Annotated in this window: 21 protein-coding genes; 14 read left to right on the plus strand and 7 right to left on the minus strand. The window is 67.3% G+C overall.

Annotation, left to right across the window (positions count from 1 at the left end; translation table 11 throughout):
- The first annotated feature begins 303 nt into the window (after positions 1–303).
- Positions 304–3,483 (plus strand): isoleucine--tRNA ligase, encoded by a 3,180-nt coding sequence (gene ileS / locus OG716_RS01045; RefSeq protein ID WP_405135851.1) that lies wholly within the window; start codon positions 304–306, stop codon positions 3,481–3,483.
- 299 nt (positions 3,484–3,782) lie between these two features.
- Here the strand turns inward: ileS and OG716_RS01050 are convergent, their stop codons facing one another.
- The gene (locus tag OG716_RS01050; protein ID WP_355128778.1) at positions 3,783–4,361 is read right to left on the minus strand and encodes a TetR/AcrR family transcriptional regulator; all 579 of its coding nucleotides are present in this window, start codon (positions 4,359–4,361) and stop codon (positions 3,783–3,785) included.
- A 117-nt stretch (positions 4,362–4,478) separates the two neighbouring features.
- On the opposite strand from OG716_RS01050, the gene OG716_RS01055 reads away from it, so the two are divergent.
- Complete coding sequence (locus OG716_RS01055) at positions 4,479–5,294, plus strand: carboxymuconolactone decarboxylase family protein (RefSeq protein WP_405135852.1); 816 nt, start codon at positions 4,479–4,481, stop codon at positions 5,292–5,294.
- A 296-nt stretch (positions 5,295–5,590) separates the two neighbouring features.
- Entirely contained in the window at positions 5,591–6,130 is a 540-nt protein-coding gene (locus tag OG716_RS01060; RefSeq protein ID WP_355128774.1) for an NlpC/P60 family protein, read from the plus strand.
- Positions 6,131–6,136: 6 nt separating this feature from the next.
- Here OG716_RS01060 and OG716_RS01065 read toward each other — a convergent pair whose 3' ends face one another.
- A complete protein-coding gene (locus tag OG716_RS01065) occupies positions 6,137–6,550 on the minus strand; it encodes an organic hydroperoxide resistance protein (RefSeq protein WP_297621796.1) in 414 nt (137 codons plus the stop codon).
- 73 nt (positions 6,551–6,623) lie between these two features.
- On the opposite strand from OG716_RS01065, the gene OG716_RS01070 reads away from it, so the two are divergent.
- Positions 6,624–7,166, plus strand: a complete 543-nt coding sequence (locus OG716_RS01070) for a TetR/AcrR family transcriptional regulator (protein ID WP_355128770.1) — start codon at positions 6,624–6,626, stop codon at positions 7,164–7,166.
- A gap of 4 nt (positions 7,167–7,170) precedes the next feature.
- On the opposite strand, the gene OG716_RS01075 is transcribed toward OG716_RS01070, so the two are convergent.
- Complete coding sequence (locus tag OG716_RS01075; RefSeq protein WP_405135853.1) at positions 7,171–8,208, minus strand: hypothetical protein; 1,038 nt, start codon at positions 8,206–8,208, stop codon at positions 7,171–7,173.
- Positions 8,209–8,262: 54 nt separating this feature from the next.
- Here OG716_RS01075 and OG716_RS01080 point away from each other — a divergent pair, with 54 nt between their 5' ends.
- A complete protein-coding gene (locus OG716_RS01080; protein ID WP_405135854.1) occupies positions 8,263–8,706 on the plus strand; it encodes a MarR family winged helix-turn-helix transcriptional regulator in 444 nt (147 codons plus the stop codon).
- A gap of 25 nt (positions 8,707–8,731) precedes the next feature.
- Here the strand turns inward: OG716_RS01080 and OG716_RS01085 are convergent, their stop codons facing one another.
- A complete protein-coding gene (locus OG716_RS01085; RefSeq protein ID WP_405135855.1) occupies positions 8,732–9,772 on the minus strand; it encodes an alpha/beta hydrolase in 1,041 nt (346 codons plus the stop codon).
- Between the two features lie 182 nt (positions 9,773–9,954).
- Entirely contained in the window at positions 9,955–10,833 is an 879-nt protein-coding gene (locus OG716_RS01090; RefSeq protein WP_405135856.1) for a UTP--glucose-1-phosphate uridylyltransferase, read from the minus strand.
- A gap of 295 nt (positions 10,834–11,128) precedes the next feature.
- Between OG716_RS01090 and OG716_RS01095 the strand changes: the two genes are divergently transcribed.
- The 3 genes from OG716_RS01095 to OG716_RS01105 all read left to right on the plus strand — a co-directional run bounded on the left by OG716_RS01095 (position 11,129) and on the right by OG716_RS01105 (position 16,696).
- Positions 11,129–12,541 (plus strand): DNA polymerase IV, encoded by a 1,413-nt coding sequence (locus OG716_RS01095; protein WP_405135857.1) that lies wholly within the window; start codon positions 11,129–11,131, stop codon positions 12,539–12,541.
- Between the two features lie 202 nt (positions 12,542–12,743).
- Positions 12,744–13,244: a hypothetical protein gene (locus tag OG716_RS01100; protein ID WP_355128756.1), complete on the plus strand. Its 501-nt coding sequence runs from the start codon at positions 12,744–12,746 to the stop codon at positions 13,242–13,244.
- 158 nt (positions 13,245–13,402) lie between these two features.
- Complete coding sequence (locus tag OG716_RS01105; RefSeq protein WP_405139447.1) at positions 13,403–16,696, plus strand: arabinosyltransferase domain-containing protein; 3,294 nt, start codon at positions 13,403–13,405, stop codon at positions 16,694–16,696.
- A gap of 259 nt (positions 16,697–16,955) precedes the next feature.
- Here OG716_RS01105 and OG716_RS01110 read toward each other — a convergent pair whose 3' ends face one another.
- Both OG716_RS01110 and OG716_RS01115 read right to left on the minus strand, forming a co-directional pair.
- The gene (locus tag OG716_RS01110) at positions 16,956–17,735 is read right to left on the minus strand and encodes a hypothetical protein (protein WP_405135858.1); all 780 of its coding nucleotides are present in this window, start codon (positions 17,733–17,735) and stop codon (positions 16,956–16,958) included.
- 5 nt (positions 17,736–17,740) lie between these two features.
- Entirely contained in the window at positions 17,741–18,742 is a 1,002-nt protein-coding gene (locus tag OG716_RS01115; protein WP_327140942.1) for a hypothetical protein, read from the minus strand.
- Positions 18,743–18,840: 98 nt separating this feature from the next.
- On the opposite strand from OG716_RS01115, the gene lspA reads away from it, so the two are divergent.
- The 6 genes from lspA (at position 18,841) to OG716_RS01145 (ending at position 23,391) form a co-directional block, all read left to right on the plus strand.
- Positions 18,841–19,500, plus strand: coding sequence for a signal peptidase II (lspA, locus tag OG716_RS01120; protein WP_405135859.1), 660 nt, complete (start codon positions 18,841–18,843; stop codon positions 19,498–19,500).
- Positions 19,497–20,420, plus strand: coding sequence for an RluA family pseudouridine synthase (locus OG716_RS01125; RefSeq protein WP_355128748.1), 924 nt, complete (start codon positions 19,497–19,499; stop codon positions 20,418–20,420). The genes lspA and OG716_RS01125 overlap by 4 nt, the downstream gene beginning before the upstream one ends.
- A 53-nt stretch (positions 20,421–20,473) precedes the next feature.
- Positions 20,474–21,322: a hypothetical protein gene (locus OG716_RS01130; RefSeq protein WP_405135860.1), complete on the plus strand. Its 849-nt coding sequence runs from the start codon at positions 20,474–20,476 to the stop codon at positions 21,320–21,322.
- Positions 21,323–21,575: 253 nt separating this feature from the next.
- Positions 21,576–21,968 (plus strand): hypothetical protein, encoded by a 393-nt coding sequence (locus OG716_RS01135; protein WP_327140938.1) that lies wholly within the window; start codon positions 21,576–21,578, stop codon positions 21,966–21,968.
- On the plus strand, positions 21,958–22,836 hold the full coding sequence (locus tag OG716_RS01140; RefSeq protein ID WP_405135861.1) for a hypothetical protein: 879 nt from the start codon (positions 21,958–21,960) through the stop codon (positions 22,834–22,836). Before OG716_RS01135 ends, OG716_RS01140 begins: the two co-directional genes overlap by 11 nt.
- Positions 22,837–22,968: 132 nt before the next feature.
- Positions 22,969–23,391 (plus strand): roadblock/LC7 domain-containing protein, encoded by a 423-nt coding sequence (locus OG716_RS01145; protein WP_327140936.1) that lies wholly within the window; start codon positions 22,969–22,971, stop codon positions 23,389–23,391.
- The last annotated feature ends 10 nt before the right edge of the window (positions 23,392–23,401 follow it).

A 23,401-nucleotide genomic window follows, 5' to 3' on the forward strand; every position in this document is an offset into this window, starting at 1 on the left:
TACTTGCCGGTGGTCGAGCCCAGGGAATATCCGCTGGACCTACCCGGCTAGACTCGAAGTAGTTTCACGGCGTCGATCCGGCCATCACCGGGGAGTCTTCGGAAGAACGGCGTTCGCGCCCAGTAGAACCGAACGGGTGAGCCCGTCACAGCTCGCAATGAGTGGTTCGGCTCTGCCGCGAGAGCGGGCAGCAGCCGGGCAAGCGGGGTGGTACCGCGGTCTCGGCGCACCAGCGCCGGCGTCGCCCCCGTGCCCACCGGGGTCTGCACGCAGGTCCACTGGCACGGAGGAGCTGACGCCGAGATGTCCGGCGAGAATCCCACACCCAACGCCTACCCCCGCGCCGACCTGGGCGCCTCCTCGGGTCAGGTGTCCTTCCCCGAGCTCGAGCAGCGCGTGCTGGACTACTGGGCCGCCGATGACACCTTCCGGGCCAGCATCGAGAATCGTTCCGATGCAGAGGAATTCGTCTTCTACGACGGTCCGCCCTTCGCCAATGGGTTGCCGCATTACGGTCATCTGCTGACCGGATATGTCAAGGATTTGATCCCGCGCTTTCAGACCATGCGCGGGAAGAAGGTCGAACGGCGTTTCGGCTGGGACACTCATGGTTTGCCCGCGGAAATCGAAGCGGAGAAGCAGCTCGGTATCACGGACAAATCACAGATCGATGCCATGGGTCTCGCGGAATTCAATGCCGCGTGCAAAACTTCGGTTCTTCGCTACACGAACGAGTGGCGCTCCTATGTGACGCGTCAGGCACGTTGGGTCGACTTCGACAACGACTACAAAACCCTCGACCTCGACTTCATGGAATCGGTCATGTGGGCGTTCAAGTCCTTGCACGACAAGGGTTTGATCTATCAGGGCTTCCGGGTGCTGCCCTACAGCTGGTACGAGCAGACGCCGCTGTCGAATCAGGAGGCGCGCCTCGATGATTCGTATCGCATGCGCCAGGACCCGGCGGTCACCGTCGACATGCTGCTGTCGGTGCCCGCGGAGCACCCGCTGCACGTACTGGACGGCGCCAACGCGCTGATCTGGACCACCACGCCGTGGACGCTGCCGTCCAACCTCGCCATCGCCGTGCATCCGGACGTCACCTACGTGCACCTGCGCGCGCAGGACGGTAAGCGGTACCTGCTTGCCGCCGAACGGGTCTCGCACTATGCCCGCGAATTCGGCGAGGAGCACGAGGTGCTGTCCGAGCACTCCGGCGCGGCGCTCGCGGATCTGCGCTACCACCCGCCGTTCGACTTCTTCGCCGGACACCCGAACGCGCACCGCGTGCTCAATGCCGACTACGTCACCACCGACTCCGGCACCGGCATCGTGCATCTCGCGCCGGCCTTCGGTGAGGAGGATATGGATGTCGCCACCGCCAGCGGCATCCAGATCGTGCAGCCCCTCGATGCGGGCGGCAAGTTCACCTCCATGGTGCCGCCGTACCAGGGCCTGATGGTCTTCGACGCCAACCCGGTCATCATCAAGGACCTCAAGGCCGCGGGAAAGCTGTTGCGGCACGAGACCATCGAGCACTCCTACCCGCACAGCTGGCGCTCCGGTCAGCCGCTGATCTATATGGCGGTGCCGTCCTGGTTCGTGGCGGTCACCAAGTTCCGCGATCGCATGCTCGAGCTCAACAAGCAGATCGACTGGACTCCCGAGCACCTGCGCGACGGCCAGTTCGGCAAGTGGCTGGAGAACGCGCGCGACTGGAACATCAGCCGTAATCGCTACTGGGGCGCGCCGATCCCGGTGTGGATGTCGGACGATCCGGAGTACCCGCGCGTCGACGTCTACGGTTCGCTCGATGCGCTGGAACGCGACTTCGGCGCGCGCCCGGCCGATCTGCACCGGCCGAACATCGATGAGCTGGTCCGCCCGAATCCCGATGACCCGACCGGGAAGTCGATGATGCGGCGGGTGCCCGAGGTGCTCGACTGCTGGTTCGAATCCGGTTCCATGCCGTACGCGCAGGTGCACTACCCGTTCGAGAACAAGGAGTGGTTCGAGGGCACCGCGACGGAATCCATTGACGGCTCAGCCGTCGTGGCCGCGCACAGCCCGGGCGATTTCGTCGTCGAGTACAACGGTCAGACCAAGGGCTGGTTCTACAACCTGCACGTGCTCTCCACCGCGCTCTTCGATCGCCCGGCGGTCAAATCGGTGGTGGCGCACGGCATCGTGCTCGGTGACGACGGCCTGAAGATGTCCAAGTCCAAGGGCAACTATCCGGACGTCAACGAGGTCTTCGACCGTGACGGCGCCGATGCCATGCGCTGGTTCCTGATGGCCTCGCCGATCCTGCGCGGCGGTAATCTCATCGTCACCGAGCGCGGTATCCGCGAGGGTGTCAGCCATGCGCTGCGGCCGCTGTGGAACGCCTGGACCTTCCTGCAGCTGTACGCCTCGACTCCCGGTGTGTGGCGCACGGATTCGGCGAATGTGCTCGATCGCTACATCCTGGCCAAGCTGGCGCACACCCGCGATGTCATGACCGACGCGTTCGAGGTCTACGACATCTCCACCGCGGCAGAGGAATTCCGCTCCTTCGCCGACGCGCTGACGAACTGGTATGTGCGCCGGTCGCGTTCGCGCTTCTGGGAGGAGGATCGCGATGCCATCGACACCCTGCACACCGTGCTGGAGGTCGCCACGCGCCTGGCCGCACCGCTGCTGCCGCTGCTCACCGAGGTCATCTGGCGTGGCCTCACCGGTGAGCGTTCGGTGCACCTGACCGATTGGCCGAGTGCGAGCGATCTGCCCGCCGATCCCGAACTGGTCTCGGCCATGGACGAGGTGCGCACGGTCTGCTCGACGGTGCTCGGTCAGCGCAAGGCGCAGAATCTGCGTGTGCGCCTGCCGCTTTCGGAGCTGACGGTGGCCGCCGAGGACGCCGAACGACTGCGCCCCTTCGCCGAGTTGATCGCCGATGAGGTGAACGTCAAGAAGGTCGACCTCACCACGGATGTGGCCGCGCACGGCCGCTTCGAACTCGTGGTGAACGCCCGCGCCGCCGGTCCGCGCATCGGCAAGCAGGTGCAGGCGGTCATCAAGGCGGTCAAGGCGGGGGAGTGGGCCGAGGCCGCCGACGGCACCGTGACCGCCGCCGGCATCACACTGCTGCCGGAGGAGTACACCCAGCGCCTGGTCGCCGCCGAACCCGAATCCACCGCCGCCCTGCCCGGCAATGCCGGTCTGGTGGTGCTGAATTCGGTGGTCACCGAGGAGCTGGAGGCCGAGGGCTGGGCCCGCGACCTCATCCGCGACCTGCAGGAGACCCGCAAGTCCCATGGCCTCGATGTCTCCGACCGCATCACCGTGGTCCTCGACGTCCCCGCCGACCGCCAGGAGTGGGCGCAGACCCACCGCGACCTGATCGCCGGTGAAATCCTCGCCACCACCCTGACTTTCGGGGATGCGGGCGCGGACGCCGCCGAAATCGTCGGCGGCGTCAAGGTTTCCGTCACCAAGGCCTGATCGACTGATCAGAACATAAGGGGCGAGGCCACACCGGCCTCGCCCCTTCGTCGTGCCGGGCGGGAACCCTCCGTCGTGCCGGGCGGGAACCCTCCGTCGTGCCGGGCGGGAACCCTCCGTCGTGCCGGGCGGGAACCCTCCGTCGTGCCGGGCGGGAGCACTTCGTCATCCCGGCATGCTTTCGGCCGGGATCCACCGAGATCGGCTGAGACCCTTCGGCCGTGGATCCCGGCCACAAGCGCGCCGGGATGACGGGGTGCTTACTCCGATGATGGGGTGCTACTCCGATGACGGGGGGCTTACTCCTCAGGCGTCCGCAGCCCCGCCAGGATGTAGCCCACCAGCTCCGGGGCGTCCTGGACGTCGTCGGTGCCGAGCAGGAACCGGTAGTACAGCGGTCCGTACAGCAGCTGCACCATGGCGCGGGTCGGGATGTCGCCGCGCAGTTGTCCTGCGGTGACGGCTCTTTCGAGCCGGTCCCGGCACAGCTTCGACCGGGGCCCGACGATCGCGTCGCGCACATTCGCCGCCAGTTGCGGATCGCTCTGCGCCTCGGCGATGACCCCGCGGTAGACGATGCCGATATCGCTGCTGAGCAGTCCGGCCAGCGCGGTGGTCTGACTGCGCAGATCCGCCTCGATATCCCCGGTATCGGGGAAGTCGGTGAGGTGGCCCATGCGCTCGTTGATCGCGTCCAGCGCGATGGCGCCCTTGGACGGCCACCACCGGTAGATGGTCTGCTTGCCCACCCCGGCGGCGGTGGCGATGGCCTCGACGGTCAGCTTGCCGTAGCCCTTGCTGACGGCCAGTTCGAAGGTCGAATCCAGGATCGCCCGGTGTGAGCGCGGATTGCGGAGTTCCGGATTCGGTGGAGTCACGCGCCCAGCGTAGCGCACAACAAGACGGTACGTCTCGTCTTGACAGGGGCCGGGCCGCCGCCTAGCGTACTGAGACGAGACGGACCGTCTCGCCAAATGCTGCGAAAGAAGCCCCGCATGAACGCCTCTCCCGAGACCTCCGACACCCGCTACGACCGTGGCCTCGCGGTACTGGATCAGGTCGGCGGCCCGAACGGCCGGGCCGTGGTGAACAGCCTCGCCGATATCGCCCCCGATCTCGGCCGCTATGTCGTCGAATTCGGCTACGGCGATATCTACTCGCGCCCGGGCCTGACCCTGCGGCAGCGGCAGATCATCAATATCGCGGCCCTGACCGCACTCGGCACCGCCGCACCACAGCTGCGCTTCCACACCGACGGCGCACTCACCGTCGGTGTCACCCCGGCCGAGGTGGTGGAGACCATCGTCCATATCGGCCTGTACGCCGGCTTCCCCGCGACGCTGAACGGGCTGACCGTCGCCCGCGCCGCCTTCGCCGATCGCCCCGAGGCCGGAAGTCCGCTGGGCGACAGCGAGATTCGCCCCGAAGAGACCACGCAGCAGCGCTACGAGCGCGGCCTGGTCAAGCTCGCCGAGGTCGACGGCGACGCCGCCGATAACATCTTCGAAACGCTGGCGGACATTGCCCCCGACCTCGCCCGCTACCTGGTCGAATTCGCCTTCGCGGACGTCTACTCGCGCCGCGGGCTGGATCTGAAGACCCGCGAACTGGCGACCGTCGCGGCCTGCACCGTCATGGGCAATGCCGCGCCGCAGTTGCGGGTGCACCTGCACGGGCTGCTGAATGTCGGCGGCACCCGCGAGGAGGCTGTGGAGGTCATCACCCAGATGGCGGGCTACGGCGGATTTCCGGCCGCGCTCAATGCCATCACCGCCGCCCGGGAAGTCTTCGCCGCTCGCGGCGAGCGCTGATTCCGGGCCCTCGGAAGAGGGCGGAGTGATGTGGGTCTCGCGACTCGCCCGGAGCGAACCCCTTGTGAAGCGTGTTTCGGATGGGATAGAACAGCAACTGTAGAGCTAACGTATAGCTTTACGGCCATTTCGAGTTGTTTCGCTAGTTCCAGACGAAAAGCGCTGAACGTCACGACATGTAGTACCGGCTACAGAGTTTCTGTGCAGTCTCCCTGGTGATCGTTCTGAATGCGGAATGGTTGCTAGAACTATGTGTCCTCCCCTCGGTCAGCGCCGTTGAGCTGAAGGGCGAGTGCATGACACGAAGGCTGCTACGACGGTTCGCGTCGTCTCTGACGACAGCGGCGGCTTTGCTGCTGGCGGGAGCGCTCTGGGCGGGAACCGTCCACGCCGACACCGGGTCCGCGGCCTCGGGTTCGGCCTCCGGCAGTGCGAGCGGCTCCGCCTCCGGAAGTGCCAGCGGCTCCGCGCAAATGCCCATGGCCAGCCCCCGCGCCATGATCGCGCTGAGCCTGGCGCAAACCCAGACCGGCAAGCCCTACCTGTGGGGCGGGGTCGGCCCGGACGCCTGGGATTGCTCCGGCCTGGTGCAGTGGGCGTTCCGCAGCGTCGGCATCGATATGCCGCGCACCACCTGGCAGCAGGCCGAAGTGGGCCTGGAGGTCCCCTTCGGCGCGCTGCAGCCCGGCGATGTGATCATTCTGAACGACGATGCCTCGCATGTGGGCATCTATGCCGGCGGCGGCAATGTACTCAATGCCTACGACTGGGGCGTGCCGGTGGGCCTGACCCCGCTGTCGCAGTTCGACATCTACACCATCCGCCGGTTCTACTGAATCCTGTTACTCCACAACCAGTTCCACCGGGATATTGCCCCGGGTGGCATTGGAGTACGGGCACACCTGGTGTGCGGCCTCGACGAGTTCACGGCCCTGCTCGTTCTGCAGGTGCTCGGGCAGTTCGACGCGCAGCACGACCGAGAGCCCGAAACCGCCGCCCTCCTGGGTGTTCAGGGTGACCTCGGCGGTGACCGCGGCCTCGCTGGCCTCGATGTTCTTGCGCTTGGCGACCACCTGGAGCGCGCTGGCGAAGCAGGCGGAGTAGCCGGCGGCGAAGAGCTGCTCGGGATTGGTGCCGTCGCCGACGCCGCCCATGGCCTTCGGCCGGGCCAGCTTCAGATCGAGCACGCCGTCGTCGCTGAGCGAACGGCCGTCGCGGCCGACCGAGGTGGCTACTGCGGTGTAGAGAGCGGGCATTGCGTCCTCCTAGACAGACTTGTCTGTACTTGCGAGCTAAGAGTAGACAGATCTGTCTGCTAGAGTCAAGGGTATGAGCGAAGCCCGCGAACGTCTCCTCGATACGGCCACTCGGCTGTTCTATGCCGAGGGCATTCACACCGTGGGAATCGACCGGATCATCGCGGAGGCCGGCGTCGCCAAGGCCACCTTCTACCGCCACTTCAAAACCAAGGAAGACCTGGTCGTGGCCTATCTGGTGCGCGAATACGACCGGCAGCGCGATGTTCTGGAGTCGGTGCCCGGTGCGGGCGCCGAGGGAATCGTCACCATTTTCGAACGGCTCGGCGAGCTCAGCTGCGGTCCCGGCTTCCGGGGCTGCCCATTTCTCAATGCGGCCGTGGAGTTTCCGAATCCCGAGCATGCGGTGCGCAAGGTCGTCGACGACTACCGCGGCTGGTTCCGCGATCTCATGGCCACACGGCTGCGCGCCGCCGGTCACGATGATCCGGACCGCGCGGCGCGCGCACTATTGCTGACTCGGGACGGTGTGGCCCTCAGCGGGGGTCTGGGCGATGACGAGACGGTGCAGGCGGGGATTCGAATTGCGCTGGCGCAGTTGGTGACCCACCCCTGACCGCTCAGACGCCGACCGTCTCCTCCATCTCCTCCTCGGCCTCGGCGACCGGTTCGGCGACCGCCGCGTGCCGGGGCGCGCTCGCTGCCTGGCGCTTCTCGGCGACGGCGGCGGCGATCATGACCAGCAGACCCGCGCCGAACCAGACGAACAGGCTGGTGAGCCGGGGGCCGAAACTCGCGCTGTCGAAGTAGAGCAGGCTGCGCGCGCCCTCGACGAAGCCCGCGCCGTTCCAGAAGGAGTGCAGGGCGCCGAAGAAGTCGTTCTGCAGCCACGGGGTGTACACGCCGCCGGAAGTGGTGAAGTTGAGCATCACGAACAGCACCATCATGGCCAGGGTGGTCCAGCGCTTCAGGAACGTGTGCGCACCGATGCCCACGGCCAGAATGCCCGCCGAGTAGAGCCACGACATGGCCCAGACGGCGGCATTGTCATGGTCGACGATATGGAAGACCGGGCCCGCGAGCGCCAGGCCGATGAGGCTGACCAGTAGTGAAGTGACCAGTCCGATAAGGCCTTTGGCCCACATGGACATGCCCGCGCCGGCCGCGCCGATGGCCGCCACACTGCCGTAGGAACCGATGCTCAGTGCCACCAGCAGGAAGAAGATGCCCTGTCCGGTGGGATCGCCGGAGGCGGCGGTGGTGATATCGGTGGTGGTCATCACCGCGCCCTGTTTCGCGGCGATCTGTCCGAAGACCGCCTCGGCGGCCATGGCCGTGGTGTCGGACCCGGCCTTGGCGACCAGTGCCTCGGGATGCTGGGCGTCGGGGACGTAGGCGCCCGCGAGATCGCGATTGCGCAGCTGAGTGATGGCCGCGTCGCGGCTGGGCAGCGTGATGACGTCGAGCGCGTTGCCGCCGGTGTCTTTCAGCGTCTGCGCCAGCACCTTGACCTGCGCCGAATCGCCGACCACCGCAATCGCCAGATGATTCGGCGCGGGCTGGTGGAAGGCGCCCAGATAGGCCAGCCCCATGCCCAGGCACATGAGCAGCGGGGTCAGCAGGTGGGTGGCGATATGCCGGATCTGGGCCGAGGTCATGATCTCTCTCCAAATGGTTGGTAAATGCAACTATCTAGGTTGTACTATACAACTATGAAGAGTGAATCGGCATTCCCGGGGCGTGCGGACGCGATCGAGGTCATACAGCGCGAGCTCACCGCCTTCTCGCGCCGCGCACGCGGCCGGGCCGCCGAACTGCATCCGGAGCTGTCGCTGGTGGCGTCGAGCATTCTGGATCTGGTCATCGAACGCGAGGGCTGCCTCGCCAGTGATCTGGCCGGGCACTTCCATCTCGACAAGTCCACGGTCAGCCGCCAGGTGGCGGCCCTGGAACATCTCGGCTATCTCACCCGGGAGGTGGACCCGGCCAATCGGCGCAATCATGTGCTGCGGGCGACCGCCGCGGGCCGCAGGGTTGCCGGGGATGCCGCGCGCCGCCGGGCCGAGGCCTTCGCGGAGCGGTTGCGCGACTGGGATGATGAGGACATCGGTCGCATGGCGGACTATTTGGTCAGGTACAACGCCGCCGACGAGTAGGTGAGAACCCCACTGCTGTCAGGGATTACAGCTGCAGGCCCTTGGCCAGCACCGGCCACGAGGCGCGCAGCGCGTCCTCCCAGTAGCCCCACGAGTGGGTGCCCGCCTGATTGATATCGAAGGTGGCGGGGATGTGCAACTGCTCCAGCTTGGTCTGCAGATTCCGCGCGCACCAGTCGCTGGCCGCCTCCAGAATGCCGCCGACCAGCAGCTGCTGCATGATGCCGCCGTCGGCAGGCCCCAGGCTGCGGGTATCGGCGACATTGTCGTGCCGCCCGGGCAGCCCGCTGCCGTTGGAGATGTACAGGTCGAGCCCGCGCAGTGCGTCGGCGTGCAGATACGGGTCGTTCTCGGCCCACTCCGGATCGTCCACCGGCCCATACATATTGACCGGATTGCCGCCGCCGATGGAGACCACGATCTGCGCGAAATTGCGTCCGATCGGATCGCTGATCTGCGCACAGCCGCTGTAGGAGGCGACCGCCCTGTACAGTCCCGGCTTGGCGATCGGCAGCTGCAGCACCGAGGTGCCCGACATGGACATGCCGACGATGGCGCGTAATCCATTGGTGTTCAACGCGCCGTCGATGAGCGGCGGTAGCTCCTCGGTGAGGAAGGTCTTCCACATATTGAGACCGAGCTTGGGATCGACTGCGCGCCAGTCGGTGTAGTAGCTGAAGGCGCCGCCGATGGGCATGACCACGTTCACGTTCTTATCGGAGAAGAACTGTGTGGCATTGGTATTGCGCTTCCAGGTGGCTGTATCCTCGCCGCCGCCGGCGCCGTTGAGCAGATACAGCACCGGCCGGGCCACGGAGGCGTCGGCCGGGCGCTGTACGTCCACGGTGACGTCGTCGTTCATGGCCGCGGAGTGCACGTGCAGGGTGAGATTGTGCTTATCGCGCACCTCGAAGGCGGAGATCTTGGATCCGTCATCGGAAACCGGTGTGCCGGCGAGGGTTGCGGTGCTGGTGATGGGGTCGGGTGGCGCTGCCAGCGCCGTACCCGTCGCCGTGAGAGTAGTGAGTGACCCGATGAAGAAGGTGGCTGTGGCCGCGAGCGCCATCGCCCGTGTGCCAACTCTGTACCGATTGGCACTGTCGCAAAGCAAAACCGAACTCCCGTACTAGCCAGTATCTCCCGCACGGATGATCGCCAAATGTTGCCCCTGTGTTTCGGGTTTTGACGAAATAGCTCGTGGCGTGCTGGAGCCTGTTTGACGCATTTGTGACTTTTTGCTGGTGGGGCCTACTCCGCGACGAGTTGCCGCAGCAGCGGGCCGTACTCGGGATGCGCCAGCGCCGAGGCGAACTGGGCCACCAGGTAGTCGGCCGGGTTGCCGGTGTCGTACCAGTGCCCCTGAATCACCTGGCCGTACACCGGGTTCGAGGCGGCGAAGATATTGATGGCATCGGTCAGGTACACCTCGCCGGTGCGGTGGGTGTACCAGTTGTCCACCTGGGACCGCAGTTCCGCGATGATGCCGGGTGTCACCACATAGCCACCGACGGCGGCGAAGCTCGACGGCGCGTCCGCGGGCTTCGGCTTCTCCTTCAATCCGCTGATGCGCATGAGGCCGTCCCCGGCGGTCTCCTCGACCACCGGGACGCCGTAGCGCTGCGAATCGGACGGGTCCATGGGCATGAGCGCCAGCACCGGTGCGCCGGTCTTCTCATAGGCGTCGATCAACTGCTGTGCGCGCGGCACGGCGGCGACGAAGACGTCGTCCGGCCACAGCACCAGCATCGGTTCGTCGCCCAGATTGCGGGCGGCATTCAGCACGGGAGTGCCGTTGCCGTAGGGCCCGTGCTGGTCCAGATAGGTGATGTGGCCGCGGCGGCTCAGTTCGCCGACCTCCTCGACCACATCGGCGTAGGCGGCCTTGCCGTCGGCGCGCAATTGCGCCACCAGTTGCGGGTTGGGCCGGAAGTGGTCCTGGATCAATGACTTTCCGTTGCTCACCACAATGGTGATATCGGTGATCCCGGAGGCCACCAGCTCGCGGACGGTGTGCTCGATGACCGGCTTGTCGCCGACCGGGAGCATCTCCTTCGGAATCGCTTTGGTCAGTGGCAGCAGGCGGGAACCGATGCCGGCGGCGGGGATCACGGCCTTGCGAATCGTCATTACCACTCCTCTAGGGGTCCCCTGGATGGTATGGGGTGAAGACCATATTCCAGGAAAGTCTGAGAATCTTCGAACAAGTGCGCTAACGTGCTTTTCGACCGTAGGGCGTGACGGTGACAGTCTGCGGAGAAGTCGTAAGTCCTCGTCGGTGCTTACTCCGCGCGGGCGGCCCTCAGTGAAGCAGAAAGCCCCGATCAATGGGTGACGGGAATCCGTCTCCCCTGGGAGGGGCGGCGTCAAAGACCGATCATCACACTGATCTGATTTGTCGGTAGTCAAGCGTAGATTGCCGATCATGGATACGCGTATCGGCCCGCTGGGCAGGCCAATACTGCCTGTTCAGCGGACTGGTGCTCGCCGCTGGGTGCTGCACATAGATATGGACGCGTTTTACGCCTCGGTCGAACAGCTGACCCGCCCGACGCTGCGCGGGCGGCCGGTGCTCGTCGGCGGAATGGGCGGCCGCGGGGTGGTGGCGGGCGCGAGTTATGAGGCGCGCGTGTTCGGGGCGCGCTCGGCCATGCCCATGCATCAGGCCCGCCGCCTGGTGGGTGCGAACGGGGTGGTGGTGCCCCCGCGCGGTGTCGTCTACGCCGAACTCAGCGGGCAGGTGTTCGAGGCTCTGCGATCACGGATTCCGGTGCTGGAGACGCTCTCGTTCGACGAGGCGTTCGGGGAGCCCGCCGAATTGGCCGGGGCCACCGCCGCCGAGGTGCTCGAATTCTGCGAAGGGTTGCGCACTCTGGTGCGCGAACGCACCGGTCTGGTGGCCTCCGTGGGTGCGGGCAGCGGGAAGCAGCTCGCCAAGATCGCCTCCGATATGGCGAAACCCGATGGGGTGCGGGTGGTTTCGCCCGCCGAGCAGTTGCAGTTCCTCGCCGCGCTCCCGGTGCGGCGGCTCTGGGGTATCGGCCCGGTAGCCGAAAGTCGTTTGCGCTCAATGGGAATCGAGACCGTCGGGGCATTCGCCGCACTGCCCGAAACCGAGGCGGCCTCGATTCTCGGTAGCGCCGTGGGCATTGCGCTGCACCGGCTGGCGCGCGGCATCGACGACCGGCCCGTCGCCGAGCGTGCGGAGGCCAAGCAGATCAGCGCCGAGACCACCTACGAGACCGATATCGTCACGCTGGCTCAGCTGCGCCCGGCCATCGAGGCCATGGCGGTGTCCGCGCACCGGCGGCTCATCGCGGACGGCCGCGCGGCCCGCACGGTGGTGCTCAAGCTGAAAAGGGCCGATATGAGCATTGTGACCCGCTCGTCCACGCTGCCCTATGCCACCGAGGAGCTGGCCACGCTCACCGCGGCGGCGCAGCGCTCGGCCATCGATCCGGCGGAACTGGGGTCCATCCGCCTGGTGGGTGTGGGTTTCGCCGGACTGTCGGAGATTCGGCAGGAATCGCTGTTCCCGGAGCTGGACCAGACCGTCGACACCATTGCCGAATCGGTGTCCGAGGAGCCCACGCTCGGACTGGCCGTCGCACCGGATCCGGTGGTGCCGCCCGCCGCTCGCTCCTACGGCACCGCGAGCTGGTATCCCGGATTGGATGTGGTGCACACCGAATTCGGGCACGGCTGGGTGCAGGGCGCCGGGCACGGGGTGGTGACGGTCCGATTCGAGACCCGTTCCACCGGAACGGGTCCGGCGCGCACCTTCGCGGCCACCGATACCGCGCTGACCCGCGCCGATCCGCTCGACAGTCTGCGCTGAGGCTTACCAAGGGTTTTCGGCCCGGAAGTAAGGGACGAATGCGGCGATTATGAGGATTCGGACTGAAAGTGCCCCCGTGGCGTGTTCGGAGGCGGCTTCGCACGGATGTCGTTGGTAGCCTCTGTGTCGTCGTGCAGCGTCGCCGGTCGGGTGTAGCTGTCACGTTGTCGAACGGACCTACTCGAACGCAAAGGACGAGCAGTTGAAGCTTCAGAAGACTGGACGCATCACGGTCGCCGCACTGGCCGTCGTCACCGTACTCGGGCTGTCGGCGTGTGGCAGCGGTGACAAGCCGGGGACCAAGGTCACCCACACCACCAGCGCCGCGAGCACCTCGGCCGCCCAGAACTTCCCGCCGGCCCCGACCGCGGCGGACCTCAACACCCAGCTGCAGAAGGCCCTCGATCCGTCCATCCCGGATTCCGAGAAGCTGGACATGATGCAGGGCGTGCAGGCGGACCCGAGCCTCCCGAGCCGGCTGGCCGATGCCTACAAGCAGAACAACGCCACCATCACGGTCACCAATGTGACCGACCTCGGCAACGGCACCATCACCGCCGATGCCCAGGCGTCCATCAATGGCGGCGCGCCGCAGCAGATGGTGGTGCCGTTCGTGGCCGAAGACGGCAAGTGGAAGGTCCAGAAGGAGTGGATCTGCAATACGCTGTCGCTCGCGAACCAGACCTCCCCGGCCTGCAGCTGACTCTTCCCGAACGGGCCCGGCACTCCACTGGAGTGCCGGGCCCGTTCGCCTGTGCGGGGTGATTGCCCCGCTCGTGACCTGGGAGGTTTGGGTGGTTCGGTGACCGTGGAGCGGAAGGTGCGGGGCGCCGCTTAGGATCGGCGATCGTGACCGACGTGATGGAGAAGGCGGGGCAGGATTCCGCCGGACGAGCTGGACCCGAAACCGTGCGAGGCAGACCCGGGGGATGGGAACGGCCGCTCGCCCTGATCGCAGGTCTGATCGCCGTAGTGTGCGCGGTGGCCGTGCCGCTCTTGCCGGTGCGGGTGGATGCCGCGACACTCTCTTGGCCGCAAGGTGATTCGGCGCGCAGCGTGGAGGCTCCGCTGGTCTCGTACGCGCCCTTGACTTTCGACGCCACCATTCCGTGTTCGGCTGTGGCGCAGCTCGGTTCGCACGGTGGGACTCTGATCGCGACCGGTCCCAATGGCGCCCCCAATCTGGAGCGATACGGTTTTGTCGCGCGAGTGACCGCGGTCACCACCGCTGCCGATGGAACGACCACGCCCAGCAAACTCGAAGCGGTACTGCACAATCAGTCCCTGCTGAGCGTCCCGGTGGATGAACTCCCGGCCGGTTGCGCGCTCACCGTGCACACCGAAATGACCAAGGCCACACTGGCTCTCACCGGTTCCAGCGTGACCCCGGTCACTCTCGCCGGTGATTACCGCCCGCAGCTGGTCGGCATTTTCAGCGATCTGACCGCGCCGGACGGCACCACGGTCACCGCCCGGGTCGACAGTCGCTTCTCCGCACATCCGACGCTGGTGAAGCGTGCAGCCATGTGGACGGCCGTGCTGGGCACCCTGCTCGCACTGTTCGCCCTCTACCGCCTCGATCGCCGCGACGGCCGCCGCGCCCGCCGCTTCCTCCCGCAGCGCTGGTGGAGCTTCACCGCCGTGGACGCCACGGTGCTGGGCACCCTGGTGCTGTGGCATTTCATCGGCTCCACCACCTCCGATGACGGCTACCAGTTCGGCATGGCCCGCACCTCCATCGGCGCCGGCTATATGGCCAACTACTTCGCCTACTTCGGCGTCCCCGAGAACCCGGTCGGCACACCGTATTACGACCTGATCGGCCGCCTCGCCGAGATCAGTGTCGCGAGCCCGTTCGTCCGGCTACCCGCCCTGCTGGCCGGTTTCGTCTGCTGGCTGGCGATCAGCAAAGAGGTCATTCCCCGCCTGGGCGCGCGCATCAGCCGCAATCGTGTCGCGGTGTGGACCGGTGCGCTGGGCTTCCTGGCGGTCTGGATGCCGTACAACAACGGCCTGCGCCCCGAGGCCATGGTGGGCCTGGCCGTCCTGCTGACCTGGGTCTCGGTGGAGCGCTCGATCGCCACCCGGCGACTGCTGCCCTACGGCGTCGCCATCGCCATCGGCGCGTTCGCCTGTACCGTCGGCCCGTCGGGCGTGATCTGTTTCGCACCACTGCTGGCCGGTATCCGCCCGGTGTGGCGGGTGCTCGATACCCGGGCCGCCGCACTGAGTAGGCCGACAGCCGAGAACGCCGGGGTGTTCACCGTGGTGCGCGCCCGCTTCATCGCGTACCTCACCTTGGCCGCGCCGCTGGTCGCCGCCGGAACCGTGGTGCTGGTCGCCATGTTCGGCGTGCAGCCGCTCTCGTCCATGTTCCAGATGCAGCGGGTGCACTCCATCGTCGGCCCGGATGTGAAGTGGCCGGACGAATATCTGCGCTACCAGTACCTGTTCATGGACACCATCGACGGTTCGGTGGCCCGCCGCTTCGGCATGTTCATGCTCTGGCTGGGCATCGCGGCCGTCGCACTTGTGCTGCTGCGCAAGGGCGGCCGGATTCCCACCGTCGCCTCGGGTCCGGCACGGCGCGTGCTCGGCAGCACCGTCGGGGTGATCCTGCTGATGATGACCACGCCCACCAAATGGACACACCACAACGGCATCTACGCCGGACTGGCCGGTGTGATCGCGGTGCTGGCGGCGGTGGCGCTGGGTCCGAAGGTCATGCGCTCACCCCGCAATCGCGCGCTCTTCGCCGCGGTGGTCGCCTTCGCGCTGGCCATCACCTTCTCCAGCATCAACGGCTGGTGGTACGTCTCGAACTACGGCATTCCGTGGAACGACAAGCCGGTGGTGATCGCCGGTATCGGCCTGAACGAGGTCTTCCTGCTCGCCGCGCTGGCCCTGCTCGCGCTGGCCGGCTGGTGGCATGTGCGCGCGCCGGATCCGGCGACCGCCCCGCATCGCATTTCCCGGCAGGCCTGGCGGCTGACGGCCATTCCGCCCCTGACCGTGGTGGCCGCGTTCATGGTGCTGTTCGAGGTCGCCTCGTTCGCCAAGGCCGCCGCCGCACAGGGCCCGGCCTTCTCCCTGGCCCGCTCGAATGTGGCTGCGGCACTGGGTGAACCGTGCGGACTGGCCCGAGACGTCCTGGTGGAGACCGACCCGAACGCGGGCCTGCTGGCGCCGCTGACAGGAGACGCCTTCAGCACCTTCTCGGCCGATGCGAAGGGCTTCACCCCCACCGGCGTCGCCGGCGATATGACCGCCGACGACGAGGTCGACACCAGCGCCATCACCACCGCGCTGAACAACAAGTCCACCGCCGGTGAAACCGGAACCACCACTGCCGCACTGCCGTTCGGCCTGGACCCGGCCCGGGTACCGGTGCTGGGTTCGAGTGGGACCGGCGAATCCATCGCCTCCCTCACCACCGGCTGGTACCGGCTCCCCGATGCCGCCCACCGCGGCGGCATCATCTCCATCGCCGCCGCCGGTCGCATTCGCTCCGTCGACAAGGACGGCATCGTCACCCCGGGCCAGTCCGTCGAAATCGAATACGGCACAGCCGATCCCGCGGGTGAGGCGCAGCCGCAGGGCCGGGTCACGCCGATCGATATCGGCCCGTCGCCGACCTGGCGCAATCTGCGGGTGCCGTTCACCGATATTCCGGCCGATGCCACCGTGGTCCGTCTGGTCGCCACCGATCGGGACCGTGATCCCAAGCAGTGGATCGCCCTGACCCCGCCGCGCGTCCCGCAGACCCGCATCCTGCAGGATCTGATCGGTTCCACGCAGCCGGTGCTGCTGGATTGGGCTGTCGGCCTGCAATTCCCGTGCCAGCGCCCGTTCGACCACAAGGTCGGCATCGCCGAGGTGCCGAGCTACCGGATCCTGCCCGACCGGGGCGGCGCGAAGGATACGAACGCCTGGGAGAGCCATGAGGGCGGCGGCCCGCTGGGCTGGAGCTCCATGCTGCTGCGCCCGCACACCCTGGCGACGTATCTGAACCAGGATTGGCGCCGGGATTGGGGTGAGCTGCAACAGTTCTCGCGCATCGACGACACCGCCATCCGCGCGCTCCCGGTGGTCACCCCGGAAACCCGCTCGGCCCTGTCCAGTCCCGGTCCGATCAATGTGACCGGCTGGCAGTAGTCCGGAACACCGCGCCCCCGCTTCGAAGCGGGGGCGCAGTCGTATCCGGCCGGCGGTGCGTGGCCGTATCCGGATGGCAGGGGCGCGGTCGTATCAGGATGGCGGTGTGTGGGCGTATCCGGATGGCAGGGGCGCGGTCGTATCAGGATGGCGGTGTGTGGCCGTATCCGGATGGCAGGGGCGCGGTCGTATCCGGATGGCGGAGGCGCGATCGTATGCGGACGTTTCGCTCCCCGGCGGGCGCAGTCCGCTGCGGACGTTACGGTCCGGCGTCGCCGCGCAGCTTGTGCACCTGCGCATCGGTCAGCGCGCTGAGCTGTTGCGGGTCAGGCTCGTTCGTGCCGGACATGGCGAGCTGTACGACGGTGGATCCCACCACGGTGATGCTCACCGCCGTGTAGAGCGTGAGCCCCTGGCTGGTGGTGTGCACCCGGAACCCGAACGATCCGTCCCCGGCGGTCGGCTGATTCAATCCGCCGACCTGGAATTGCACCTTCGACCCGTCGGTATCGGTGCTGGAATACGTTCCGCACTGCCGCAGCAGCGTCTGGGCCGCCGAGAACGCCTGCGCCGCTCCGTCGTTCGCATAGGCCGCGGAATCGATATCGATACTGTCGAAGTCCGGTCCGCCGTACTGCGCGGCCGCCCGGGTGACGGCGTTCGGCGCCTGTTCGGCAATCGGCGCCAGCACTTTCGCGCACTGCGCGGGCGTAGTGCGCGCGCCCGCGCCGGTGGTGCTGCCCGGCGCCGGATCACCGAGCGAGGAGTACCCGCTGGGCAGCTGCGGTACATCGAGCAGCTGGGCGCGCAGCGTGATCACATCCGGTATCGCGGGCGCGACCGTCGCCTTGGGCTGCACGGTCGGCCCCAGCGTCGGCAGTGCGGGTGCGGCGGAATCGTGGGAACCACAGGCGGATACGGCAACGGTACTGAGCAGCAGAACGAGTGCGGTCCGCCCGCGCGGCCGCCGGGGTGTAGTGGTGGATGCGATCACCGCGCCATCATGCCCGGCAGCTCGTGCGGCGGTCGTCGCCGCCACGCGGGTCAGGATCCCCACTGCACCTGGGTGCGCAGCGTCTGGCTCAGCGTGACCGAGCTGCTGGGATCGCGATAGGTCTGATTGCCGCCGACTTCGACCTGCCCCGAAACGGGCAGCGGCAGACCGAGATCCACATCGATGGTCCCGGTGCCGTGCATGAGGTAGTCCACGATCTCCAGCTGCCCGGCCTGATTGGGCAGTCGCCACACGGTGGTCTCGGGCGTCTGCACCACATCGAGCTCGATGGTGAGCAGATTGCCGTCGCGGCGGGTGAGCGTCGCGGTGGTCACCTGCTCGAGCGGCACGCTGCCGGAAACCTGCTGGCGCACCGTCCACACCGCGCCCACTCCGACCGGATCGTCCGGGAACGCGATGGACTGGTACACCGCCTGATAGAACGCCTGCTCCAGCGCCGCGCGGGCGGCATCGGAGGTGGCGGGCTTGGGCGCCATTCGCAGCGCGGTGATCGCCCCCACATCACTGATATCGAAACCGGCGTGCGACCCGTCCGCGGGCAGCAGCGCCTTGGCCAGCGCCGGATCGGGAGAGGTGACGGTGCCGAGGGTCAGCTCCACACCGTCGCTGCCCGCCTGCGCGGTGAGCGGAATGGTCACGGCGGGCGGGGAGAAATCACGCACCGCCTGCGCATTGATCTGCTGTTCGATGTGATGGTCGGTACGCAGCGTCACCTGCTGGGTGGTGCCCTGTTCGAGTGCGGGCCGCAGTGCGGAGCGCGGTTCGGCGCCCGGATCGACGATGGTGGTGGTCACCGCCGCGATGGGCATGGTGACCTCTTTGCCGATGCCGAGCGGTTCCGCGCTGTCGGATTCGGCGGCGCCCTCGGTGTGGTCGCTGCAGCCGACTCCGAAGGCGGAGAGCGTCACCGCGAGCACGAGCAGCAGAACACCGGATCGGGTGCTGCGCAGTCCCGGTCGAGGCCGGCCGGGTGAGCCGGAACAGGGTGCGGTGGCGTTCGCCGAGCTGGGGGATGAAGACAACACCGTCACGTCGAACAGGTTACGACCACTTCCTGATAATCAGCTTGGGAAGCGGCCGCGCCGTCCGGCCATCGGGCGCTGGATAGTCATAGGGAATGATGTGACCCGTGAGTACCGACCGGCCGCGCGAATCCGGCATTGAGGAACCAGACGAGTCGCACGCCGACAGCGCACCCGCCGGCGCCCCGCCGGAGCCGGCCCCCGCCGCTGATCCGGACGCCTCGGCCGAGCCGGAGGCGACCGCGCGACCGCTGCGTCTGCGCACCCTGCTGCTCGTGGCCGTGGTCGCGCTCGGACTGGATCTGCTGACCAAGACGATTGTGGTCGCGAAGCTGACCCCGGGCGATCCGGTCTATCTGATCGGCCATTCGGTGCGCTTCGCGCTGGTGCGCAATCCGGGCGCCGCGTTCTCGATGGCGACCGGTATGACCTGGCTGCTGACGCTGGTGGCCGCCGCGGTGGTGATCGGCGTGGTCCGGATCGGCCGCACCATGCGCTCGCTGCCGTGGGCCGTGGGCCTGGGTCTGGTGCTCGGCGGTGCACTCGGCAATCTGATCGACCGGTTGTTCCGGACGCCGGGGCCGCTGCAGGGGCATGTGGTGGATTTTGTGGCGGTCGGCTGGTGGCCGGTGTTCAATGTCGCCGATTCGGCGATCGTCTGCGGCGCGGTGTTACTGGTGGCGTTGACGGTGTTCGGTTTCGAACCGGACGGGACGCGCATGCACCGGCACCTGGAGGACGACAACGCGGAGGAGAAGAGCGTATGAAGGAAACCCGCAGTATGCCGGTGCCGGACGGACTGGACGGAATGCGTGTCGATTCCGGACTGTCCCGGCTGCTCGGCCTGTCGCGCACGGCCGTGGTCGCCATGACCGAGGACGGCTCGGTCCAGCTCGACGGGGTGGCGGCAGGCAAATCCGACCGGCTGAACGCGGGCTCCTGGCTCGAGGTCGAATTCCCCGAGCCCAAGCGGGAACTCACCATCGAGGCGACTCCCGTCGACGGTATGAAGATCCTTTACGCCGATGACGACATCGTGGCCGTGGACAAGCCGGTCGGCGTGGCCGCGCACACCGGCGTCGGCTGGACCGGACCCACCGTGGTGGGCGGGCTCGTCGCCATGGGCTACCGCATCTCCACCTCCGGCGCCCATGAGCGCCAGGGCATCGTGCACCGCCTGGATGTCGGCACCTCCGGGGTCATGGTGGTCGCGCAGTCCGAGCGGGCGTACACGGTGCTCAAGCGCGCCTTCAAGGAGCGCACCGTGGACAAGCGCTATCACGCTCTGGTGCAGGGACATCCGGATCCCAGCAGCGGCACCATCGACGCGCCGATCGGCCGGGCCCGCGGCAATGCCTGGAAGTTCGCGGTCACCGCGGACGGCCGCCCCAGCGTCACCCACTATGACACCATCGAGGCCTTCCAGTCCGCGAGCCTGCTCGACGTGCATCTGGAAACCGGTCGCACACACCAGATTCGCGTGCACTTCTCCGCTGTCCGCCACCCCTGCTGCGGTGACCTCACCTACGGCGCGGACCCGCGTATCGCGGAACGCCTGGGCCTGGAACGCCAGTGGCTGCACGCCAAACAGCTCGGCTTCAATCACCCCGCCGACGGCCGCTGGATCGAGATCACCAGCGAATACCCCGCCGACCTCGCCCACGCCCTGGAAGTCCTGCGCGCCTAGCCGCGAGCGGCACGAGCAATACAGAGTCGGCGTCGCCGTACGAGGAGGAGTACGTGCAGGACAGTGCGGCGGAACGCGGGCCGGAACCTGCGCACGGGCCGGGCGCTGGGGCTGCGCTCGGGCCGGACTCCGCAGCGGACCGTTGGTCGGCCACCGAGGTGGACAACGGACCGGACGCCGCACCGAAGCGCGAGGTGGAGGGTGCGGTTGGCTCCATTCCGCCGCGCGATACCATTCCGCCGCGCGACTCCACTCGGCGGCGGCTCGGAATCGGGGTCGCGGCAACGGCTTTGGTGATCTTGATGGTGCTGCTCGGCTGGGCGATTCCGCCCCGCCCGGCGGTCATTTCCTCTGATCGTCTCGGGCCGGAGAACAGTGAGCCTGTTGCCGAGTACCTGGCGCGTGCGCGAAATACGCTGGCGGCCACCGATACCGATGCGCACTGGGCATTGATCTCCTTCACCGCGGGCGTCAGCTCCGATCACATCCCCGAATTCGCCGGGGATCTGCGTGTTTCCGAGGCGCTCTACCATGTGCCGATCGATCGGGTGGCGACCCCGATCGTGCAGATCCCGCTACCCGCGGGCGGTCCGGTCGCCGTGGCCTCGCAGCGGGCGGCTGCCGCCACGGTCCGGGCCATGAACGCCGACGGCGACCGAGCCGAGCGCGTCCAGCAGGTGACCTATGCGCGGCTCTCGGCCAATTGCTCGTGTCTGGTCGGTCTGGTGGTGCAGGCCACGCTGCCGCAGCTGCGAAACCTGGCTGCCCTGGCCGGAGTTCGCGCCATCGAGGCGCTGCCCGCCGATGCGGCCGCCGGAGTCTTCGCGCTGTCCCCGCTGCTGCCCGAGCAGCGGGACCGCGCCGACTTCGGCACGGATGACGGTCCGGTGCCGGACAACTGAGTCCGCGCGGTCTCGGCTATCGCCCCGCATCATGTTTGCTGGGATGACCATTCTGGCTATCTTTTGCGGGTGAGTATTGCATTCCGAAAGTTGTTTGTACCAAAAGGTATTGAATACCGAAAGGTATTCTTGGCCGGTAGCCGGGGGAAATGCTGTGTGCCATCCGAATTCTCGCGCATTCGGCGTACAGCGGGTCGCGGGCGTGTGTAGCGTCTTGAATTTGTAAAGGCTTATTAGATAAAGCGGTGGCGCGGTGATCGGTATTGACGGCTGCCTGCAGCGCATCATGGATATCCCCGGTGCGCGCAGTGTGACGCTGGTGGATGGTGCGAGCGGCTTGGCGATTGCCGGTGCGGGACGGCAGGATCCACTCGATCAACATGAAGACGCCGCAGCTAGCACCGATGTGGTGCGCGCGGTGCTCGGCTGCCCGGCGCTGGCCAGTGGCCGCGAGGACGATGACATCTCCGAGATCATCGTCTGCGGGACCGGCGGGTACCACCTGCTGAATTTGATCAAGGGCGACTTCGAGGGCCGGCTGTTCGTGCACGTGCTCTTCGATGATGAGACCGGCAATCTTGGTATGGCCCGATTCCGGCTGCGGGGAATACTCGCGGAATTGGGCGAGGGCGGGCATGAACGCTGAAGTCGCAAGTGAATTGCGGAGATTGGAAGACGAAGGCTCGACGGGAGTGCTGCGCGCAGGGGATGGCGCGTTCCACTTCACCGAAGGCGCCATCGCCTGCGCCGATTGCCACCGGACTACTGGGCTCGATCGGCTGGTGGTCGAGGCGGGTGTGGCGACCGCCGAACAGTGGCAGCTCGCCGCCGGCGGTGATCCGAGTCCGCTGCTGGCCTGCCCGCAACTCGAAATCCTCGCCGCGATCGCGGTTTTCGATGCCGCCTACTTCCTGCTGTCCGCACCCGAGGTCCTCGAATTCCGGCCCGCGCCCGCGCACTGGCTGGCCCCGGTCTGCCGGATCGCGCCCCGCGCCCTGGTTCAGGAGTGCGCCCGCCGCGGCGATCCGCAGGCGGGCCCGTGGCCCATTGCGCTCATCGACCGCGCGCCGGTGATCCCGGCCCGCCGGATCCGGCGGCAGCGGGTGGTGCTCACCGGCGGTCAGGCCGAGGTGCTCGCCGCCGCCGATGCGCAGCGCAGCATCACCGGTATTGCTCGGGAGCTGGGCCGCACCACTTTCGGCTGCCTCACGGCGGTGCGTGAACTCACCGCGGCCGGGCTCATCGAAGCCCCGGCCGCACCGCAGGCCCCACCCGAACGGCCTGCCCTCCTGCAACTCCAGCCGCCTCCGCAGGGGCAGCTCCAGCCGCCCACGGCAGCGCAATCCCAGCCGTCCTCCGAGGTGCGGACCGAGCGCCGGGTGGTACTGCCCCCGGCGCCGCTCCCGCGCCGCCGGGTGCGTTCGGCTGCCATGACGTCCGCCCCGGACCGCTGGAAACCCATCGACCGCGAAGTGCTCGTCCGAGTCCGGACGGCACTGGAGGAGCTGGCGTGAGCGCGCGAAAGCCGATTTCACGAAAGAAACGGCTCGGCGGACGAAGTGGGAGGCGGCCTTGGAGGAGCTGGTGTGAGCGCGCGAAAGAAGCGGCTCGGCGAACTGATGGGAAGAAGGTCGACAAAGGTGGCGATGTCCGGACCGGAACCGAACACGATGCTACTGGCGCAGCTGAAATCGTTGCGGGACAGCGTCCCCCGACTGACCGGCGCGCTGATCGCATCCACCGACGGGCTGCTGATCGCGCACGATCTACCGGCGCACATAGAGCCCAGTGGCATGGCCGCGCTCACCGCGTCACAACTGTCGCTGTCGCACCGGCTGGCAACCACGGCGCACGGCGGCGGCTTCCACGAGGTCGTGGTGCACGGCTCCGGCGGATACGTGGTGATCTACGCGGCCGGATGGACGGCCTCGCTGACGGTGCTGGCGGGCCCGGAGGTGAATGTGGGCCGCCTGCACCTGGAGTCGCGTCCGGTGGCGCGCGCCATCGCGGACCAATTGACGGCTCTGGCCGACGAGGCCAGGAAAGCCCCGAAGAAGAACACCGATTGAAAGGAACGGC

The organism is Nocardia sp. NBC_01388, assembly GCF_045040085.1.
Taxonomy (GTDB): domain Bacteria; phylum Actinomycetota; class Actinomycetes; order Mycobacteriales; family Mycobacteriaceae; genus Nocardia.

Excerpts from the sequence above, each read along its gene's own strand:
- OG716_RS01105 (WP_405139447.1), top strand. The coding sequence starts at position 13,403 with ATGGAGAAGGCGGGGCAGGATTCCGCCGGACGAGCTGGACCCGAAACC.
- OG716_RS01145 (WP_327140936.1), top strand. The coding sequence starts at position 22,969 with ATGTCCGGACCGGAACCGAACACGATGCTACTGGCGCAGCTGAAATCG.
- OG716_RS01095 (WP_405135857.1), top strand. The coding sequence starts at position 11,129 with ATGGATACGCGTATCGGCCCGCTGGGCAGGCCAATACTGCCTGTTCAG.
- OG716_RS01065 (WP_297621796.1), bottom strand. The coding sequence starts at position 6,550 with ATGCCCGCTCTCTACACCGCAGTAGCCACCTCGGTCGGCCGCGACGGC.
- OG716_RS01060 (WP_355128774.1), top strand. The coding sequence starts at position 5,591 with ATGACACGAAGGCTGCTACGACGGTTCGCGTCGTCTCTGACGACAGCG.
- ileS (WP_405135851.1), top strand. The coding sequence starts at position 304 with ATGTCCGGCGAGAATCCCACACCCAACGCCTACCCCCGCGCCGACCTG.
- OG716_RS01090 (WP_405135856.1), bottom strand. The coding sequence starts at position 10,833 with ATGACGATTCGCAAGGCCGTGATCCCCGCCGCCGGCATCGGTTCCCGC.
- OG716_RS01075 (WP_405135853.1), bottom strand. The coding sequence starts at position 8,208 with ATGACCTCGGCCCAGATCCGGCATATCGCCACCCACCTGCTGACCCCG.
- OG716_RS01140 (WP_405135861.1), top strand. The coding sequence starts at position 21,958 with ATGAACGCTGAAGTCGCAAGTGAATTGCGGAGATTGGAAGACGAAGGC.
- OG716_RS01080 (WP_405135854.1), top strand. The coding sequence starts at position 8,263 with ATGAAGAGTGAATCGGCATTCCCGGGGCGTGCGGACGCGATCGAGGTC.
- OG716_RS01085 (WP_405135855.1), bottom strand. The coding sequence starts at position 9,772 with ATGGCGCTCGCGGCCACAGCCACCTTCTTCATCGGGTCACTCACTACT.
- OG716_RS01125 (WP_355128748.1), top strand. The coding sequence starts at position 19,497 with ATGAAGGAAACCCGCAGTATGCCGGTGCCGGACGGACTGGACGGAATG.
- OG716_RS01070 (WP_355128770.1), top strand. The coding sequence starts at position 6,624 with ATGAGCGAAGCCCGCGAACGTCTCCTCGATACGGCCACTCGGCTGTTC.
- OG716_RS01055 (WP_405135852.1), top strand. The coding sequence starts at position 4,479 with ATGAACGCCTCTCCCGAGACCTCCGACACCCGCTACGACCGTGGCCTC.